Origin of the sequence: Wolbachia endosymbiont of Rhagoletis cingulata, from assembly GCF_048537655.1 — a bacterium.
GTDB lineage: Bacteria > Pseudomonadota > Alphaproteobacteria > Rickettsiales > Anaplasmataceae > Wolbachia > Wolbachia pipientis.
The window spans coordinates 1,172,680-1,191,221 of the sequence record NZ_CP175927.1; the positions used below are offsets into that span (position 1 = coordinate 1,172,680).

General features: G+C 35.4%; 17 protein-coding genes and 1 tRNA gene. 16 read left to right on the forward strand and 2 right to left on the reverse strand.

The features are described 5' to 3' along the window. Positions 1-73: 73 nt before the first annotated feature. Positions 74-1,312 (reverse strand): cell division protein FtsA, encoded by a 1,239-nt coding sequence (gene ftsA / locus ACJZL3_RS05300; protein WP_010962406.1) that lies wholly within the window; start codon positions 1,310-1,312, stop codon positions 74-76. Positions 1,313-1,450: 138 nt separating this feature from the next. On the opposite strand from ftsA, the gene def reads away from it, so the two are divergent. The 10 genes from def to uvrC all read left to right on the forward strand — a co-directional run bounded on the left by def (position 1,451) and on the right by uvrC (position 13,710). Then, positions 1,451-1,990 (forward strand): peptide deformylase, encoded by a 540-nt coding sequence (gene def, locus ACJZL3_RS05305; RefSeq protein WP_010962405.1) that lies wholly within the window; start codon positions 1,451-1,453, stop codon positions 1,988-1,990. Then, positions 1,980-2,801: a uracil-DNA glycosylase gene (locus ACJZL3_RS05310; RefSeq protein WP_010082207.1), complete on the forward strand. Its 822-nt coding sequence runs from the start codon at positions 1,980-1,982 to the stop codon at positions 2,799-2,801. The genes def and ACJZL3_RS05310 overlap by 11 nt, the downstream gene beginning before the upstream one ends. A gap of 934 nt (positions 2,802-3,735) precedes the next feature. Further along, positions 3,736-3,948, forward strand: coding sequence for a hypothetical protein (locus tag ACJZL3_RS05315; RefSeq protein ID WP_006279675.1), 213 nt, complete (start codon positions 3,736-3,738; stop codon positions 3,946-3,948). Positions 3,949-3,953: 5 nt separating this feature from the next. Beyond that, complete coding sequence (gene nuoG / locus ACJZL3_RS05320) at positions 3,954-6,002, forward strand: NADH-quinone oxidoreductase subunit NuoG (protein WP_419198706.1); 2,049 nt, start codon at positions 3,954-3,956, stop codon at positions 6,000-6,002. Further along, the gene (gene nuoH, locus ACJZL3_RS05325) at positions 5,986-7,011 is read left to right on the forward strand and encodes an NADH-quinone oxidoreductase subunit NuoH (RefSeq protein WP_038199678.1); all 1,026 of its coding nucleotides are present in this window, start codon (positions 5,986-5,988) and stop codon (positions 7,009-7,011) included. Before nuoG ends, nuoH begins: the two co-directional genes overlap by 17 nt. Continuing rightward, on the forward strand, positions 7,004-7,999 hold the full coding sequence (hemB, locus tag ACJZL3_RS05330; protein WP_010962401.1) for a porphobilinogen synthase: 996 nt from the start codon (positions 7,004-7,006) through the stop codon (positions 7,997-7,999). The genes nuoH and hemB overlap by 8 nt, the downstream gene beginning before the upstream one ends. 146 nt (positions 8,000-8,145) lie before the next feature. Continuing rightward, on the forward strand, positions 8,146-8,904 hold the full coding sequence (locus tag ACJZL3_RS05335) for a phosphatidylglycerophosphatase (RefSeq protein WP_138265045.1): 759 nt from the start codon (positions 8,146-8,148) through the stop codon (positions 8,902-8,904). A 44-nt stretch (positions 8,905-8,948) separates the two neighbouring features. Then, on the forward strand, positions 8,949-9,788 hold the full coding sequence (locus ACJZL3_RS05340) for a glycine--tRNA ligase subunit alpha (RefSeq protein WP_010082308.1): 840 nt from the start codon (positions 8,949-8,951) through the stop codon (positions 9,786-9,788). A gap of 3 nt (positions 9,789-9,791) precedes the next feature. Then, the gene (gene glyS, locus ACJZL3_RS05345) at positions 9,792-11,909 is read left to right on the forward strand and encodes a glycine--tRNA ligase subunit beta (RefSeq protein ID WP_419198707.1); all 2,118 of its coding nucleotides are present in this window, start codon (positions 9,792-9,794) and stop codon (positions 11,907-11,909) included. Continuing rightward, the gene (uvrC, locus tag ACJZL3_RS05350) at positions 11,893-13,710 is read left to right on the forward strand and encodes an excinuclease ABC subunit UvrC (protein ID WP_010082305.1); all 1,818 of its coding nucleotides are present in this window, start codon (positions 11,893-11,895) and stop codon (positions 13,708-13,710) included. Before glyS ends, uvrC begins: the two co-directional genes overlap by 17 nt. Before the next feature lie 101 nt (positions 13,711-13,811). Here uvrC and ACJZL3_RS05355 read toward each other — a convergent pair. Then, positions 13,812-13,888, reverse strand: a tRNA-Arg gene (locus ACJZL3_RS05355). Between the two features lie 147 nt (positions 13,889-14,035). On the opposite strand from ACJZL3_RS05355, the gene ACJZL3_RS05360 reads away from it, so the two are divergent. The 6 genes from ACJZL3_RS05360 to ACJZL3_RS05385 all read left to right on the forward strand — a co-directional run bounded on the left by ACJZL3_RS05360 (position 14,036) and on the right by ACJZL3_RS05385 (position 18,467). Then, positions 14,036-14,809 carry an ABC transporter ATP-binding protein gene (locus ACJZL3_RS05360; protein ID WP_182318996.1) on the forward strand — a complete coding sequence of 258 codons (774 nt, stop codon included), beginning with the start codon at positions 14,036-14,038 and terminating at the stop codon, positions 14,807-14,809. Positions 14,810-14,937: 128 nt separating this feature from the next. Continuing rightward, positions 14,938-15,105, forward strand: a complete 168-nt coding sequence (gene tatA, locus ACJZL3_RS05365; RefSeq protein WP_006013840.1) for a twin-arginine translocase TatA — start codon at positions 14,938-14,940, stop codon at positions 15,103-15,105. A gap of 166 nt (positions 15,106-15,271) precedes the next feature. Beyond that, positions 15,272-15,928, forward strand: a complete 657-nt coding sequence (locus ACJZL3_RS05370) for an exopolysaccharide biosynthesis protein (RefSeq protein WP_010962397.1) — start codon at positions 15,272-15,274, stop codon at positions 15,926-15,928. A 90-nt stretch (positions 15,929-16,018) separates the two neighbouring features. After that, positions 16,019-16,675, forward strand: coding sequence for an exopolysaccharide biosynthesis protein (locus ACJZL3_RS05375; RefSeq protein WP_010962396.1), 657 nt, complete (start codon positions 16,019-16,021; stop codon positions 16,673-16,675). Next, positions 16,668-18,041 (forward strand): cysteine--tRNA ligase, encoded by a 1,374-nt coding sequence (cysS, locus tag ACJZL3_RS05380; RefSeq protein WP_419198708.1) that lies wholly within the window; start codon positions 16,668-16,670, stop codon positions 18,039-18,041. Before ACJZL3_RS05375 ends, cysS begins: the two co-directional genes overlap by 8 nt. A 6-nt stretch (positions 18,042-18,047) precedes the next feature. Continuing rightward, positions 18,048-18,467, forward strand: coding sequence for a YqaA family protein (locus tag ACJZL3_RS05385; RefSeq protein ID WP_010962395.1), 420 nt, complete (start codon positions 18,048-18,050; stop codon positions 18,465-18,467). Positions 18,468-18,542: the final 75 nt, after the last annotated feature.

Sequence of the window (18,542 nt, forward strand, 5' to 3'; positions counted from 1 at the left end):
TTACATATTATAAAAATAAGTCCTATGGATCCTAGTGTCAAGTCATTTGTATGAAAGGTGGTAAAACAGAAATCTAGACTGTAACTTTTGATTTAACCCAATTATACAATTTACTCATTTTACCATCCTGACCTAAAATACCAGAATTATTCTTATAAAAAGTGTCAACTATTAGCTTTATAGAGCCTATAGCAGCAGAAAATACAGGATTTTTATCATATTCGCCATCAAGACCGCTACAAGACTCAGGGCACCCAATTCGAACTTGCTTATTGAATATATAGCCTGCAATTTCCTTCATGCTTGTGAGTTGACTAGTTCCACCTGTGATCACTACTTTATTAATTGGATCTTTCTGCTCTTGAAATTGCTCTCTTACCATTTCAAGTATTTCTTCAACTCTTGGTCTTATGATGTTAATAAGCTCAGATTTGAATACTTGAGTAGGTTCATCATTTTCGTTGTTTTGCATTGTAATGTACTCATTCTCATCTATTGAAGTTACGATAGTGCTGCCATACAGTATTTTTATATACTCTGCACGTTCTATGCTTGTGCATAGCCCGTAAGCAATATCTCGAGTGATATGAACACCACCAATTGGAACGCTGCTTGCATACACAAGTTTCCCTCTTTTGAAAATTCCAATTGCAGTGCACCCACCGCCTATATCAACAATAGCAGTCCCGAGCTCTTTTTCATCTCCACTCAGACAGGCAAGACCTGCAGAATATGCAGAAGCAATACAACCTGCCATATTTAATCCACCATTATTGGTAATACAGTTTTCAATATTGGTAAGCGCTGGACGCGAAGCAGTGACAACATTAACATCAGCAGATAGTCTTTTTCCGTACAATCCACCAACTTCTTTTATGTCAGTCATGTCATCTAAGTGATATTTTAGTGGTATATTGTGAATGATAACATTGTCTTCAATATATTTCTCAAATGTTTGAAAAACTACACGTCTTATATCACGCTCAGAAATCTCATGGTTAGCTGCAATAATTTCATTATGTACATTGAAAGATGAGATGCCACATCCAGCAATGTTCACATATATCTGATCTATGGTTTCTTCTGATACTTGTTCAGCTAAACCTATAGTTGATGAGATGGAGTAATTTGCGTGTTTTACATTAGTTATTGATCCACCGTTTACACCTTCTGCAATCTTATAACCCGTTCCTGTTACTTTATAGCTGAAGTTGCCATTTATCTTAACGATTAGACAAATAATCTTTGTTGTACCTATGTCTAAAACAGCAAAAACATTTCTCTTTGGTTTTGCTATTACTGCAGAGTACATTAGTTAACCTTATTACGCAATTTCATTTAAATTGTAGCTTCCTTTAATAATTTATATTTCTATTATAGATATAGCAACATTTTAATATACACTAAATTCTGGACAAAAGGAAAAGCAAAACATAGAATTATAATTTTTATGTCCATATTACCAATTGTAATTGCCCCTGATGAAAGACTAATCACACGTGCCAGTGAAGTAACAGATATAAACGATAAAATTAAAGAATTAGTAAACGACATGTTCGAAACTATGTATGATGCAGAAGGTCTTGGCCTTGCTGCAGTGCAAGTTGGAGTGTTAAAGAGAATTTTTGTTATGGATATTCAGCTAGAAACGATTGAAAATGAGCCAGCAGGATATGGCTCAACTGGCAAATTTTACATGATTAATCCTGAGATTACAGAATTATCCGATGAACAAGTAATTCTCAAGGAAGGATGCCTTTCAATTCCAGAGCAAAGTCATGAAATTAAGCGTCCAAAGTATCTAACTGTGAAATATAAAGACTTAGATAATGAAGAACAAACACTAAAAGCTAGTGGTTGGCTTGCAAGGTGTATTCAGCATGAATTAGATCACTTAAACGGCATATTATATATTAGACATTTATCTAAATTAAAGTATGATATGGCCATGAAAAAAGCACAAAAGGTTAAAAAGCATTATGAGCAATAAAGACCTAGAATTATTAAAATTTTACCATGAAGTGGGCGTTGATTGCACACTAACAGAGGGTGAAGAGGAAAAAAAATTGGAGAGCAAAGAGAGTGTACAACCCTCTGTTATCCAAACTGGGACCAAGAAGAAAGATGCAGATACGCGCTGGGGTGACACTAAAGATGGAAAAGACATGTTTCCAAGTGACTGGATAATCGAAGCAAGGAAACTTGCAAGCAAATGTAATAGTGTGGATGAACTAAGAAGTGCAGTTGAATCATTTGAAGGTTGTGAGATAAAAAAAACTGCAACTAATACTGTCTTTTCCGATGGTAATCCAAACGCAAAAGTTATGCTCGTTGGTGAAGCTCCAGGAGCAAATGAAGACCTTCAAGGCATACCATTTTGTGGTGCAAGTGGAATGTTGCTCGATAAAATGTTAAATGCAATCAATCTTGATCGCACTAAGGTATACATAAGCAATACTGTATTTTGGCGTCCACCTGGCAATAGAAAGCCAACCGACCTAGAGCTTGATATGTGCAGACCATTTGTCGAAAAACACGTTGCACTAGTTTCACCACAAATTTTAATTTTGGTCGGGGGAATCGCATGTTATAGCCTTCTTGACAGCACAAAAACTATATCGAATTTGCGTGGTAGATTTCATACGTACACTAACCAATATTTGTCCAATTCAATCACCACAGCCGCTATATTTCATCCAGCTTACCTACTTCGCCAACCGGCACAAAAACGTTTAGCCTGGGAGGACTTGAAGAAGATTAGGGAGTATCTTGATAACACCAATAACTGCACAAATACCTAATAAAGTGGTAGACCTCTTGCATAGTTTTTTGCAGCATGTTAACAATCGTTAGAAACGAAAAAACTTCCTTGACAAACTCCGCCAGCCCCCTTATCATAAAATTGAAGCTATTGTATTTGCTTTCGCCAATCTGCAGATTAAAAGGTAAGGGTTACTTAATGTATCGGCGTCTTATGTTCAATTTTTTGCAGTATATAGATACTGTATGTCTTTACAAAACTTCATCTACATCTAGATTTTTATCTAAATAAGCTGAACGCGCTTATAAAGCGTTACAAGACATCAAAAAATGCCAATACTCGACAGAGATAGTAAAAGACTAGCTAACTCGGGGATTCTTTGTCTTTTTTTCTGCTTAGTAAATTTCTTAAACATTTGCAGCGTAAGTTAGTTGCAATTAAAAGCAGCTTAATCTTGCTTGTCAAGCGTTTAAAACATAAAAAACGCCAATATTTTAAAGCGGATAATAACCCCAGGGCTTCTTTTGCCTTTTTTTTCGTTTGGTAAATTTCTTAATGTTTATAGCTAAACGACAATCGTCATCCCGCAGCGGGATCTATGCTTTGAGATACCGCGAATAAATCGCGGTATGACGTAGAGCTCGCGTTAGCTACACTTTTATGCTTACCAACTCAGTATCCAATCAAAATCCTGGATTTCAGTGTCAAGCACTGAAATAACACCGAAAGGGCTACTGCTGTCTTGGATGGAAACCAGTGTCAGCTACTTGAATCTGCCACGCAAATTGCCTGCAAATTGCAATGTTCGTACAGCTGTGCGTCATGCGCTGGAATGGCATCAAGGGGTAACTTTTTATTTAAACAATGATTGTAAAATGATTATAATAAGAGATCTATTGAAATTTTAAAGTTATTAAATATTGACGCTATATACTTAAGTGTTAAAATAGAATGAAAAGTTTTTAGGAGTTTATATGGCAGCAGGTGGGAAAGCAAAGACAGCTAGTAAAAATAACCCTACTCAGCGTAAGAAAGCTGAGCAAAAAATGTATAAAGATAAACCGGTAAAACCTGTTAGATATATAGATCGTGATTCGCGCATGAATTATATGTCTGCTCAATATGACAACGGCAATCTGGTTGAAGATGAGGTAAGCGGCAATCCTATAAAGTGGGAAGCTGTATAATAGTTGTGGTTAAAGTTACTATTAATTCTGAGGAATGTGAAGTAGAGCATGGGCTCACTATAATTCAAGCTTGTGAAGTCGTGGGCGTTGAAATTCCACGTTTTTGTTATCATGAGCGTTTAGCAATTGCTGGTAATTGCAGAATGTGTTTGGTTGAAGTGGAGGGTGGACCTCCAAAACCAGTAGCCTCTTGTGCAATGCCAGTTGCAGAAGGGATGGTTATTCACACTGATACCCCTAAGGTTAAAAAAGCACGTGAAGGTGTGCTTGAGTTTTTGCTAATTAACCATCCGCTTGATTGCCCAATTTGCGATCAGGGTGGTGAATGCGATTTGCAAGATATCACGATGGCTTATGGGAAAGGAACCAGCAGACTTGATGAGCATAAGAGGGCTGTGCCAAAAAAACACTTCGGACCACTGATTGAGACCGCGATGAATCGATGCATTCATTGCACTCGGTGTGTTAGATTTTTGTCTGATGTTGCAGGTACAAATGAACTTGGAGGAATCGGAAGGGGAGAAAATGTAGAGATTAGCACTTACATAAAAAGGCATATTAGTTCTGAATTATCCGGAAATATCATAGATCTCTGCCCGGTAGGAGCTTTAACTTCAAAGCCTTACTCCTTTACAGCGCGTCCATGGGAGCTATCACATTGTGAGACTATAGATGTGCTAGATGCTGTGGGTAGCGCAATTAGAGTTGATTATCGTGGCCCGGAGGTTATGAGGATATTACCAAGGCTGAGCGAAGAGGTAAATGAAGAATGGATATCAGATAAAACCCGCTTTGCCTATGATGGACTAAAAGTTCAGCGTCTTGATCGACCTTATATAAAAAAAGATGGTAAATTAGCCCCAGTTGATTGGAATGAGGCATTAACTGTTGCTGCAAAGAAATTAAAGAATACAAAATCAAATAAAATAGCTGCAATTGCAGGTGATTTAGCAGATTGTGAGTCTATGCTTCTACTTAAAGAAATGATGCAGAAGCTCGGCTCGGGAAATATAGATTGCAGGCAGGATGGTGCAAAACTTATACCAAATAATCGTGGATCGTATGTGTTCAATACCACTATTGAAGGTATAGAGAATGCGGATTTGTGTCTGCTTATAAATACAAACCCAAGGATAGAAGCACCTATCATTAACGTAAGATTGAGAAAGAGATATTTACAGGGCAACTTTCCTGTTGCAAGTGTTGGTCCTAACATTGAATATTTGTATCATGTTGAGAAATTGGGCGATAATCCTGATATTTTGAGTGAAATAGCAAATGGAAATCATAAGTTCTGTAAGCTGCTGAGTGCTGCTCAGAGCCCTATGCTGATTATCGGTCAAGATGCATTAGTAAGAGACGATTCTGAATCAATTCTAATTCTAGCTGGCAAAATTGCAGAAGAATTTAACATGGTCAGAGATGACTGGAATGGCTTTAATGTGCTGCATAAAGCTGCAGCAAGAGTTGGTGGGCTAGATATTGGGTTTGTTCCTAAAAAAGGCGAAAGGGATATTAATCAAATATTGGAACATGCAGAAAGTGGTGAAATAGAAGTTGTTTATCTTCTTGGTGCAGATGAAATTGACACATCAAAGTTAGAAAACACATTTGTAATTTATCAAGGTCATCACGGTGATAAGGGTGCACATGTGGCAGATGTTATCTTGCCTGGTGCTGCATATACAGAAAAATATGCAACTTATGTAAACACTGAAGGTCGAGTGCAAAGAACAAATTTAGCTGTATTTCCTCCAGGTGAAGCAAAGGAGGACTGGTTAATTATTAAAAATCTCTCGCAATATTTGGATCTCTCCTTACCATATGATAGTTTATTTGACGTGAGAAAAAAATTAGATACTATCGGTCCACAGTTTAGAAATGCTGATCAAGTGATAAAAAACACATGGGTGCCAATTAGCAATGGTAAAATAAATTTAAGTGATACACCTTTTACTTTAAAGGAGTGTAATTTTTATATGACGGATTCAATAAGTCGCGCTTCAAAAATAATGGCAGATTGTACTAAAGCTTTTTATGAACACACTAGTTAATATTTTATTTATTTTAGTACCGCTACTACTTTCAGTTGCATATTTGACATACTTTGAGCGTAAGGTCCTTGCTGCAATTCAACTAAGGCACGGCCCGAGTGTAGTTGGACCTTTTGGGCTATTGCAGCCATTTGCAGATGCTATTAAGCTACTGATTAAAGAGCCGATAATACCATTTAGAGCGAGCACCATACTGTTCATTATGGCTCCAATGCTTACCTTTATCTTGGCATTAATTGCCTGGGCAGTTATACCGTTTGGTGCTGAAGTAATTGTAGAAAATGGCCAGCAAGTAGTTATTCCTAAGGTTATAGCAAATATTAATGTTGGAGTGCTTTACGTGCTAGCTATATCGTCGCTGGGAGTATACGGCGTGATTATTGCAGGCTGGTCAAGCAACTCCAATTATGCATTCCTTGGCGCTATACGGTCGGCTGCTCAGATGATTTCATATGAAGTTTCAATAGGCTTAATAGTTGCTGCAGTCGTTATTACCACTGGAACATTAAATCTTGGAGAGATGGTGGTAGCGAAACACAATATGCCATTTTGGGTTGATTTGCTACTAATGCCTATAGGAATAATATTTTTTATTTCTTTGCTTGCAGAAACTAATCGTCACCCATTTGATTTACCAGAAGCTGAAGCAGAGCTTGTCTCTGGATATAACGTTGAATATTCATCCATGCCTTTTGCCCTCTTTTTTCTTGGAGAATATGCAAATATGATTCTAGCAAGTGCTATGATGACGATATTCTTTCTAGGAGGATGGTATCCGCCGCTGGAGTTCAGTTTACTTTACAAAATTCCAGGTTTAATTTGGTTCATTTTGAAAATAGTTATACTTTTGTTTATATTTATTTGGATTAGAGCAACAATACCTCGTTATCGATATGATCAGCTAATGCGCCTTGGTTGGAAAGTATTTCTACCAATATCGGTGCTTTGGGTGATACTCATTTCAGGGGTGTTGCTCTTTACTGGGAACTTGCCTGGATCCAATGTTTAATTTTCCAAATACAAGATTAAGACGCAGGCGCTCGAGCAAATGGGTTCGCAATTTAACAAGTGAAAATAGTTTATCAGTAAATGATCTGGTTCTTCCTCTGTTTGTTCATGACAGAGAAGAAACAACTGAACCAATTTCTGGCTTACCAGGCGTAAAATGTTATTCAATAGATGGATTAGTGTCTATAGTTAAGGAAGCTAAAGATTTAGGAATTAATGCTGTTGCAATTTTTCCTGTAGTTGATAGTAAACTAAAATCTGAAAACGCTGAAGAAGCATATAATTCTGACAACTTAATCTGCAGAGCAATTTGTGCTGTAAAATTAAAGGTACCTGAAATTGGTATTATTGCAGACGTTGCACTGGATCCATACACTATTCATGGCCATGACGGCATTTTAAAAGATAATCAGATGGATGTAGAAAACGATGAAACTATATCAGTACTGTGTAAGCAAGCACTTGCTTTAGCGAAGGCAGGATGTGATATAGTTGCTCCTTCTGATATGATGGATGGTAGAGTAGGAAGAATCAGAAAATCATTAGATGATAACAACTTTCAAGACGTATTAATATTATCTTATGCAGTGAAATACTGCTCTAGCTTCTATGCTCCATTCAGGCAAGTCGTTGGTTCATGTGGGCTATCACATTCTATAGACAAAAGTGGTTATCAAATGGATTATAAAAATGCGCACGAAGCAATGTGCGAAATTGAAATGGATATAAATGAAGGTGCAGATTTTATTATGATTAAACCAGGTATGCCATATTTAGATATTATCAAAACAGCAAGTGATAAGTTTAATTTTCCGATTTTTGCTTACCAAGTAAGCGGTGAGTACGCAATGATAAAAGCTGCTGCAAATAATGGCTGGCTAGATTATGACAAGGTGATTTATGAATCTTTGATTGGTTTCAAACGTGCGGGTGCAAGTGCAATATTCACTTACGCTGCACTTGATATTGCAAAAAATTTAAGTGCATAAGCCCTATAAAATTATTAAATTTTTGGCGCACGTTCTTCTACTGTTGCTGCATATTACTTAAAGTTTTCCAATACATGTTTTAAGTTGTTGATAAGTCCGTTACAATACAGTATTATAAATAATATAAACCAAGTGTTACTTAGAACATGGGGATTTTTTTTAAATTTTTGGGAAAGATGCTAGGCAAGGTTTTTCCTGCTAAAACAGTAAGCTCTCTTTTAGGAATAGGATATTTACCAAGTTGGCAGAACTATTGGTCTTCTTTTTTAATATTATTTATTGTCGATGTTATATTAATTCTTACATATGGAGGCGAATACTTACTATATAAAATGCCAGACTCAGGAATAGTTGTAGCTGCTGTTTTTACAAAATTGGCAATAGTTATGTTAGTAATGCAATTAATTGGAATATTTATTTTTCATGCTCAAGACCCTTCAGCAAACAGTGGTGAAGAAATAGTAATACAAATAGCGTCAGGGCAAGTACTGACTGTAGCACTTTCAATGCCGGCAATGATGTCGATTTATTATGCTGTAAGTAAACTCTATGGGAATATATGTAAGCAGATGTTTCAATGCCCATTTTGGTTTAATGATTTTATGCACTTTTTCTTTTTTCTTATGATACCTTACGTATTTTTTAATGTCGTAGAAGTGATAAAACCATGGCCAATAAGTTCAATACAGCTCAGCTATAATAATGCAATGTCAATTACATTTGAGGGGATTTTTCACACATTTTATGCGGTGATTTTACTGTATTTAACAGCATTTATATTCTGCGATTTAACTATGCATGATGCAATTGTCCTAAATAAAAGCATAATTCAGTATGTGAGGGAAAGTTCAGCAGTTTTAGGTGATTATTTACATGATACTGTTAAAAAAATAGGTATTGAATAGTACTTATTTATTTATATATTTAGTATAAAAAGTGTACAATTTGTGTGAACTTACAAAGTATAATAAAAGAGTTACAAGATTTTTGGGCTAGTGAAGGATGTGTTATACTTCACCCATACACATCTGAAGTTGGTGCTGGCACATTACATCCTGCAACAATTATGTCTGCAATTGATACAAAACCGGCAAAAATTGCATATCTACAACCAGTAATTAGGCCAGCAGATGGACGCTATAGTGATAATCCTAATCGTTTGTATCAACATCACCAATATCAAGTTATAATAAAGCCATCTGGTAATAATTTACAAGACGTCTATTTAGATAGCTTAAAAGTTCTTGGCATATCTACAGAAAAATATGATATTAAGTTTGTTGAAGATGATTGGGAAAATCCGAGCGTTGGTGCATCAGGACTTGGATGGGAAGTTACATGCAATGGAATGGAAGTAACACAGCTTACTTATATACAGCAAGTTGGAGGGATTGACTGCAAGATGATTCCTGGTGAGGTGGCATATGGGTTGGAACGTTTAGCAATGTGCATACAAGGTGTAGATAATGTTTACGATATAATTTGGAACGATAACGGTGTAACTTACGGAGATATTTTTAAACAAAGAGAATATGAATTTTCTTATCTAGCGTTAGATTATTATGATACTAAAGTGGTACAGCAGCAATTCGAAGATACGGAAAAATTGTGTAAGTTCCTTATTGAAAAGGAGCTACCAATGGCAGCCTATGACCAATGTATTAAAACTAGTCACCTACTTAATCTGCTTGATGCAAGAGGTGTGCTTGGTGTGAATGAACGTACAGCTTATATTGGTAAAGTTAGAGAGCTAACAAAAAAATGTTGTGAATTGTACATGAGTAAATAGCGTATGTCGTTGCAGTTATTATTTGAGTGCCTTTCAGAAGAAATACCACCGAGAATGCAGAATGTAGTTGCAACTCAAGTTAAAAGCTGTATTGCCAATGTTTTTAACAAAAATAATGTAAAATTTACATCAATGGAGGTTTTTATAACGGCACGTCGCATTACCCTATTTGTCGACAACATAAATGCTTTGGAGCTAAAGGATTCCAATAACGAAGTTAAGGGACCAAACATTAACGCACCAAAAAGTGCTATCGAAGGTTTTTTAAGAAAATATCAGAAAAATGAAGAAGATTTGCTCGTTCGAAAAGTAAATAATGAGGATTTTTACTTCATTAAAAGAGAAAGCTGCTCATTTAACATCAGAGAATTCCTCAAAAATCAACTGGAGGAAATGCTCAAAAACTTTTCTTGGTTGAAGAGCATGAGATGGGGCGAAGGAAAAGAAAGGTGGGTTAGGCCAATCAAAAACATTTTATGCATTTTAAATGACGAAATAATACCTGTGTCTTTTGCAGGGATCACAGCATCTAACACAACATATGGCCATCGATTTCTCTCAAGTGGTACAGCGTTAACTGTTAAAGCACCTAAAGACTATTTTGAATTGCTAGAAAAAAACAGTGTAATTCTCCAAATGGACAAAAGAAAGCAATTTATACTAGATCAGATTAATAAATTCACAAAAGAGCAGAATTTACAACTTGAGAAAAATGATTATTTACTAAATGAATTGACAGGGCTTATAGAGTGGCCAATCGTACTGTTTGGTGAAGTGAATCAAGAAAAGTCATTTGGATTACCGAAGGAAGTAATACTTAGTATAGTTAATACACAACAAAAATACCTTGCTTTAAGTAATGGAAAGAGAATTTCACACTTTGTCACTGTTGTCAACGTCAACAATGGTGAAGTTGTTAAAGGGCACGAAAGAATATTAGAAGCACGTCTTGCTGATGCCCAATTTTTAATATCTCAAGATAAAAAGGAAAATCTAGATTATTATGTCAAAAAATTAGGTTCGATATTATTTCATGCTTCACTTGGCAGCGTGGGGGAAAAGGTGAAGCGTATTACGGCTCTGTCAAAGTATATAGCTATATTTATTCCACATGCTTCGCTGATAAAAGTTGAACGTGCTGCATATTTGGCAAAAGCTGATTTGGCAACATCGATAGTCAGAGAGTTTCCAGAATTACAAGGAGTAATGGGTGGATATTATGCTTCTTATTTTCAAGAAGATAAAGAAGTAGTGGAAGCTATAACTGAGCATTATAAGCCAATCGGGCCAGAGCAGGAGTGTCCTAAATCTCCTTCTGCAATTGCTGTGTCAATTGCAGACAAAGTGGATAGCTTAGTTGGTTTAATTGCAGCAGGTGAGAAAATCTCTGGTTCGTATGATCAATTTGGTTTGCGGAGAATGACAATTGGTATAATTAGGACAATACTTGAAAATAATTTGCATGTTCCAATTAGGCTAATGATAGACAAGTCAGTATCTTTATATTCAAGGCTTCTATTTAATAAAAATACAGCGTCAGTTAATAAGCCGAATAGAAAACAAATTTCAGAACTAGTATTTAGATTTTGCTTAGAAAGATTCAAGGTTATTTTAAAAAATAGAGATATAAGGCAAGATGTTGTAGATTCAATACTATATAAAATCGATATTAATGATCTGCTGACAGCAGAAAAGCGAACTGTTATATTGGATCGTTATCTTAGTACTCCAGAAGGTGAACAAATTCTAAGCACTTACAAAAGAGTCAGTAACATGATGAGCAAAGCAAGGAAAAGTGATGGCACTACTTATAGTGCATCTTACGGTAAGAGGTTTTTGATTGAAAGTGAAGAAATTGCGCTATCAAATTGTGCTATAACTGCTTGTAAAAACATAAAACAAGCGATAAAAAATAACCACTTTAATGTAGCACTTGATGAACTTGCTGGTTTTGCTCCGTTTATCAATCAGTTTATGGACAGTATAAAGATTAACTGTGATTCTGATAAGCTGAGAAGAAACAGATTATCTTTGCTTGAAAATGTAGTTTCCATCTTTCATTTAGTAGCAGATTTTAACCTCATACAGGTTAAACAATGGATAAATGCTCAGGCAATATAAAGAACAAATCAAATCATCTCCACAATCCTGTGGCGTGTACAAGATGGTTGGAGATAAGAATAAAGTTTTATATGTTGGAAAAGCAAAAAACTTAAAGTCAAGGTTATCCGACTACCTTCAATTCGAAAACCTTTCTGAACGAATTAGAGTTATGCTCTTACAGGTTATTAAGGTTGAAATATTCATCACTGAGAATGAAATCGAAGCACTGCTTCTTGAAGCACAGCTAATAAAATCATTGAAACCACTTTATAATATTGTGCTCAAGGATGGAAAATTTTATCCTTATATAACAATTTCCAAGCACGATTATCCAAGAATAGCAAAATATAGAGGCAAATTTAAGAAAAATGAGTTTCATTATTATGGTCCCTTTACATCTGCCGCTGCTGTTAAGCAAACTATATTGTCATTGCAAAAAGCTTTTCTCCTAAGAGTATGTTCAGATCAATACTTTTCCTCAACAAAAAGACCATGTATTGAATATCAAATTAAGCGCTGCTCAGCACCATGCATAAACAAAATCACAAAAGACGACTACTGCCAATCAGTAAAACAGGCACGAAATACATTGCTTGGAAGAAATAAGGAAGTGAAAGAACAGTTACTTTTCACAATGAGAAAGTGCAGCAGTGAAGAAAACTATGAGCTTGCTGCTATATATAGAGATCGGGTAAAGTTTCTTGAGCAAATTCAAATACAGCACACGGATTTTTCTTTTGAAAAAGATGCAGATTTCTTCAGTATTGTACGTGAAGAGGATCTAGCATGTATTAGTGTGTTATCGTTTAGAAATAAAGACAACTACGGCAGCACTCCTTACTTTGCCGAGAACTGTGGTGATCACTCAAATGATGAAATTTTATCCACCTTTTTGGTCAATTTTTATAATTCAGCTAACATACCTCCAATACAAATTTACGTTCCAGATTCTATTGTGGATAAGGAAATTATAGAACAAGCACTATATAAGGTTGCTCAAAAGCCAGTAAAAGTTCTGCATGCAAAGAATAAAAAAGAGCGTGATTTATTGAAATTTGTTTATGATAACTCTCAGCATAGCTTAGAGCAGAAGCTTATCGATTATAGAAATAACCTAGAAAAGCTTGAGGAGCTTAGCAAAATCTTCTTGTTACCAAACATTCCAAAGCGTATCGAGGTTTATGATAATAGCCATATTTCTGGAAGCCAGCAAATTGGTGTGATGATTGTTGCAGGGCAGGAGGGTTTTTTAAAGAGTGAGTACAGAAAATTTACTATAAAGGAAAAATTTTCAGGCGATGACTATAAAATGATGAGGGAAGTGCTAACCAGACGTTTCTCCGGCAATATAAAAGGCATAATACCTGATTTTTTACTGATTGATGGTGGACCAGGACATGTTTCCATAGTACAGAATGTACTGGAAGTATTGAATATAAACGTTCCTTTTGCTTGTATGGCAAAAGGTCCTGATCGTAACGCAGGAAATGAAAGATTTTATATGCTGGGCAGGGAAGAATTCAGTCTGGCAAATGACAGCAAAGTCATGCTTTACTTACAATCGCTGCGTAATGAAGCCCACCGTTTTGCGATAACTTCACATAGAAAAAAACGCGATAAACAGTTTATAGTTTCACAATTAAGCAAAATACCCGGCATTGGCAACAAAAGAAAAAAAGCGTTGATGTCTTATTTTGGTTCAGTGAAAAATATAAGCAAAGCTTCTCTGGCTGAAATTCAAAACGTACCTGGAATTAGTAAAGGTTTAGCAGAAGTCATTCTTAAATACGTGAATTATAAGAGAGGAGTACTGGAATGACACAAAACCCGTTTTATTATTAGGGAATTTATATCTTAAAACCGCAAAAAAAGGTGTGCGTATTTGTGAAAAAAAATCTCCATAAAATTTGTGAAGCAATGTGGTGGGACTAGTGCGATTCGAACGCACGACCTTCAGATTAGGAGTCCAACGCTCTATCCTGCTGAGCTATAGTCCCGTATTTCCTACCATTCATGTAAAGTTATAGCAAAAAATCCTTTCTTTTCTAGATTTCTTGCATAACCAATTTATGACGACAAAAAACATTTCTGTACTTCTTGAGTATAATGCTATTATATTTAATAACATGGTTTAAGTAAGATTAATGCTAGTTAACAATATTGGTTATTTCTATAACAATCAAAACGACTTTGCTTTAAGCAATATAAACATTAAAGTAAAGAAAGGAAATGTTGCATGTTTATTGGGGCATTCTGGCTGTGGCAAGTCAACAATTTTGAAATTAATTGCGGGGATAGAAAATCCAAAATCTGGAACTATTTTTATAAATGATAGGTTAGTTGCAAGTAATAAGGCATCAGTCGCTATAGAGCATAGAAATATCGGATTGATTTTTCAGCATTCTGCATTATTTCCTCATAAAACAGTAGTAGAAAATATAACCTTTGCTATCCGCAGCTCTTCCAAGAGAGAAAAGCACCTAATTGCATTGGAAATCTTGAAGTTACTCAATATAGAAAAATATGAAAATATGTACCCTAACGCCTTATCTGGAGGACAGCAACAATTAGTTGCAATAGCAAGAGTGATGGCACAAAACCCTGATGTTGTGTTGTTAGATGAACCATTTTCTAATTTAGATATACTGCTCAAGTGCCGAATAAGACAACATATATTGTCCCTTTTTAGAAGTAAAAATATCCCTGTGCTAATAGTAACTCATGACCCGCAAGAAGCATTGAAAGTTGCAGATTTTATCTACGTAATGAAAAATGGTAAAATTATTCAATCAGGAGTTTCTAGCGATATATACCATAAGCCTAAAGATGATACGCTAGCAAAGTTTTTTAGTGAGCTCTCTTCTACTCTACAGTTAAGCGAAAAGTTTCCACTTATTCGCTGCAAGAAAATAATCTAGTTTGGGATTGTTATAAAATAATTAAAAAACCTTGATTTATAATTAAATAAAGGTGATATAATCTATGTGTTACTTGACTTCAGTCAAGTTTTAATATTTAAAGGTCAATATTTTAAATGGAGGTGAAAATGAGTTTAGGACCATGGCAATTGTTTCTAGTCTTAATAATAATTTTAGTTCTGTTTGGTGCAGGCAGATTACCGCAAGTTATGGGTGATTTAGGAAAAGGCATCAAAAACCTTAAACAGGAGCTTAAGGACTCAGAAAAATTATCGTCTAATGAACCAGATCGTTAGCGTCCTCATACTTCGTGACATGCACCTTAGTGCATGTCATCTGTTTAAAAACTTAGTCAGGTTAAAGAATGAAAGAGATGAAGTGTTGGTATGAAATAAATAACAAATATTGAAATACAGCAACAACTATGTTAGCTTAAGAGGAATATTTTATTAAAGGATAATTGTGCAAAAAAGTGAGAAACTAACTAAAGATAAAAAACTAGCTTCTGATATTCTAAAAGAGGTTGCAGATACCAATAACAATGATAGCAATAAAGTAACTTTGTTTGACATTAAAACAGCTTTGCATGAGCGCGGTTTTGGTATTTTAATAATCATCTTCTCCTTGCCGCTATCGGTGCCTATACCGGTTCCACCTGGTTATACAACTATTCTTTCTATACCTTTAATCTTATTCTCACTGCAGCTTCTATTTGGATTTGATTCTCCTTGGATGCCCAGTTGGCTAGAAAGAAGATCTTTTCAGCGTTCAACACTAGCTCTTGTGGTAGAGAAAACTTCCCCTGTATTAGAAAAAATAGAAAAATTCATGAAGCCAAGACTGTCTTTCATTTTCTATGGGCCTGGTGAGAAGATTCTGGCTTTTATGATGTTGCTTTGTGCAATAATAATAGCTCTTCCATTACCTTTTACTCACTTCCTTCCTGCAATTGGCACAACTCTTATTTCACTTAGCATTATGAGTAAAGACGGGTTTCTATCCATATTGGGAGTTTTAGTATCATTGTGCGCGTTGTTGCTTACTCTTGTTGTAATAGTCAAAGGACCACAACTTATAACCGGAGCACTTTCTCTTCTTAAAAGCTTTACAACACTTTAACAAAAGAACGAATTACTAGCGCAAAATGAATAATGCATATTGAAATAAAACAATAATTGTGTTAAGAATTATTTTTATCAAAGGTTTTTCGTGTCAAAAAATGATAAGTTGACTAAAAGTGATAAATTAGCTTCTGATATTCTAAAAGAAGTTGCAGATACCAATAACAATGATAGCGATAAAGTAACTTTGTTTGACATTAAAACAGCTTTGCATGAGCGTGGTTTTGGTATTTTAATAATCATCTTCTCCTTGCCGCTATCGGTGCCTATACCGGTTCCACCTGGTTATACAACTATTCTTTCTATACCTTTAATCTTATTCTCACTGCAGCTTCTATTTGGATTTGATTCTCCTTGGATGCCGCATTGGTTGGAAAGAAGGTCTTTTCAGCGTTCAACACTAGCTTTTGTGGTAGAGAAAACTTCTCCAGCATTAAAAAAAATAGAAAAGTTCATGAAACCAAGAATGTCTTTTATTTTCTATGGGCCCGGTGAAAAGATTTTAGCTTTTGTAATGTTGCTTTCTGCATTATCGATAGCTCTTCCATTGCCTCTTACTAACTTCATTCCTGCAATTGGTACGACTCTTATTTCGCTTGGCATTATGAGTAAAGATGGGTTTCTATCCATATTGGGAGTTTTAATATCATTGTGTGGGCTATTGCTTACTCTTGTTGTAGTAGTCAAAGGGCCACAACTTATCATTGGGGCATTTTCTTTTCTCAAAAGCTTCGTATATGGTTAGGCTTTACAACACCTTAACAAAAAAAAAGGAGCTTTTTACACCTATCGATAAAGATCATGTGAAAATGTATGTTTGCGGACCAACAGTATATGACACAGCACATATAGGCAATGCACGGTCTGTTGTTGTGTATGATGTGTTATTTCAGCTACTTAAGTTTTGTTATGGCAAAGTTACCTATGTGCGTAACATAACCGACATTGATGATAAGATAATTAATGCAGCAAGTGAAAAAAATAGCAACATAGAAAGTATCAGCACATATTACACCAAGGCTTTTCATGAAGATATGAGAAGCATAAATTGTGCAGAGCCAACACACGAGCCAAAAGCAACGAAAAACGTAGATTATATTATAAAATTAATTGAACATTTGCTGCAATCAGGCCACGCTTATGAATCTGACAAACATGTGTATTTTAATATAGAATCTTACCATGAATATGGTGCTTTATCAGGAAAAAAAACTGATGAATTGGTTCCAGGTAGCAGAGTTGAAGTTAATGAAAATAAAAAGCACCCGGAAGATTTTGTGCTGTGGAAGCCTGCAAATGATATTGACTACAAACTTTCAAGTTATTGGAATAGCCCATGGGGAGAGGGCAGACCTGGATGGCATATAGAATGCTCAGCAATGTCATATGCTTACCTTGGCAAAGATTTTGATATTCATGGTGGCGGCATAGATTTACAATTTCCTCACCATGAAAATGAAATTGCACAGAGTAAGTCTGCATTTGCTGGATCAATGTTTGCAAAATACTGGATACATAACGGTTTTCTTACAGTAAATGAAGAGAAAATGAGCAAGTCCTTATTTAATATAGTCAAAGTAAGAGATTTGCTAGATAGTGGAATAAAGGGTGAAGTAATACGCTATGCACTGCTCAAAACTCACTACAGAAAACCACTTGATTGGACAGAAAACGTTATTTCTGACGCACAGGAAACCTTAAATAAATTTTATCGGCTATCACGTGGTTTAGATACAATAAATATTGATGAAAGTAACGCAGAGATTTCTAAAGATTTTATAGACGCTTTAAAAAACGACTTAAACATTCCTGAAGCTCTAGCTATATTACATGAAATGGCTGCAAAAATTAACAAAATGAGTAATGAAAGTGAAAAGCTAAAATTAACTGAGAGTTTTGTTAAGAGTGCCAGATTTATTGGTCTTCTTGAGTCAAGTTATGAAAAGTGGTTTGCTGTGGATGTAAATCATCAAGAAATAGAAAGGTTGATAGACTTAAGAAAAATTGCAAAAAAAAATAAAAATTACGATACTGCAGACAAAATAAGGGATCAGTTGAAACAAATGGGGATTACAATTTCTGACAATGAAGATGGTACAACAACCTGGTAAACTCATATGGAAAATTACTTTCTGTTATTCACAGATAGTCTAGTATCATCATTAGTCTTACCCATACATCAAGGTTTTGTGTTCAATACCATGCTTTATTTCAGGTCGTATCACACTCCACTACTGATGTTATTTTTTGGAGTACTAGGATCAAGCCTTGGTGGAATAGTTAACTGGTATTTAGGTAGAATAACAATCTCTATACGAAAATCATACCGCAAACTAGAGAACGAGCATAAAACACCAAAAATCGTAAAAAATCTACTGATTTGTGCAGTTACATTACTTTCATGGGTGCCAGCACTTGGAAGTGTGATTCAAATTTTATCAGGTTATTTTAAGTTAAACCTTTATACCCTTGCCCCTTTAATCATTCTATCTAATTTCTTCTATTTGTTATATCTAATACTTACTTTTGGAGTATAACAGCTATAGTACTACAGCCATTAAAGCCCACTTCTGTCATCCTATGCCCTGATAGAAGCGGAGCTATAAATTAAA

Coding starts and splice junctions, on each gene's coding strand:
- hemB (WP_010962401.1), top strand. CDS start 7,004: ATGTTTAATTTTCCAAATACAAGATTAAGACGCAGGCGCTCGAGCAAA.
- tatA (WP_006013840.1), top strand. CDS start 14,938: ATGAGTTTAGGACCATGGCAATTGTTTCTAGTCTTAATAATAATTTTA.
- ACJZL3_RS05385 (WP_010962395.1), top strand. CDS start 18,048: ATGGAAAATTACTTTCTGTTATTCACAGATAGTCTAGTATCATCATTA.
- glyS (WP_419198707.1), top strand. CDS start 9,792: ATGTCGTTGCAGTTATTATTTGAGTGCCTTTCAGAAGAAATACCACCG.
- uvrC (WP_010082305.1), top strand. CDS start 11,893: ATGCTCAGGCAATATAAAGAACAAATCAAATCATCTCCACAATCCTGT.
- ftsA (WP_010962406.1), bottom strand. CDS start 1,312: ATGTACTCTGCAGTAATAGCAAAACCAAAGAGAAATGTTTTTGCTGTT.
- nuoH (WP_038199678.1), top strand. CDS start 5,986: ATGAACACACTAGTTAATATTTTATTTATTTTAGTACCGCTACTACTT.
- def (WP_010962405.1), top strand. CDS start 1,451: ATGTCCATATTACCAATTGTAATTGCCCCTGATGAAAGACTAATCACA.
- ACJZL3_RS05335 (WP_138265045.1), top strand. CDS start 8,146: ATGGGGATTTTTTTTAAATTTTTGGGAAAGATGCTAGGCAAGGTTTTT.
- cysS (WP_419198708.1), top strand. CDS start 16,668: ATGGTTAGGCTTTACAACACCTTAACAAAAAAAAAGGAGCTTTTTACA.
- ACJZL3_RS05310 (WP_010082207.1), top strand. CDS start 1,980: ATGAGCAATAAAGACCTAGAATTATTAAAATTTTACCATGAAGTGGGC.
- ACJZL3_RS05315 (WP_006279675.1), top strand. CDS start 3,736: ATGGCAGCAGGTGGGAAAGCAAAGACAGCTAGTAAAAATAACCCTACT.
- ACJZL3_RS05360 (WP_182318996.1), top strand. CDS start 14,036: ATGCTAGTTAACAATATTGGTTATTTCTATAACAATCAAAACGACTTT.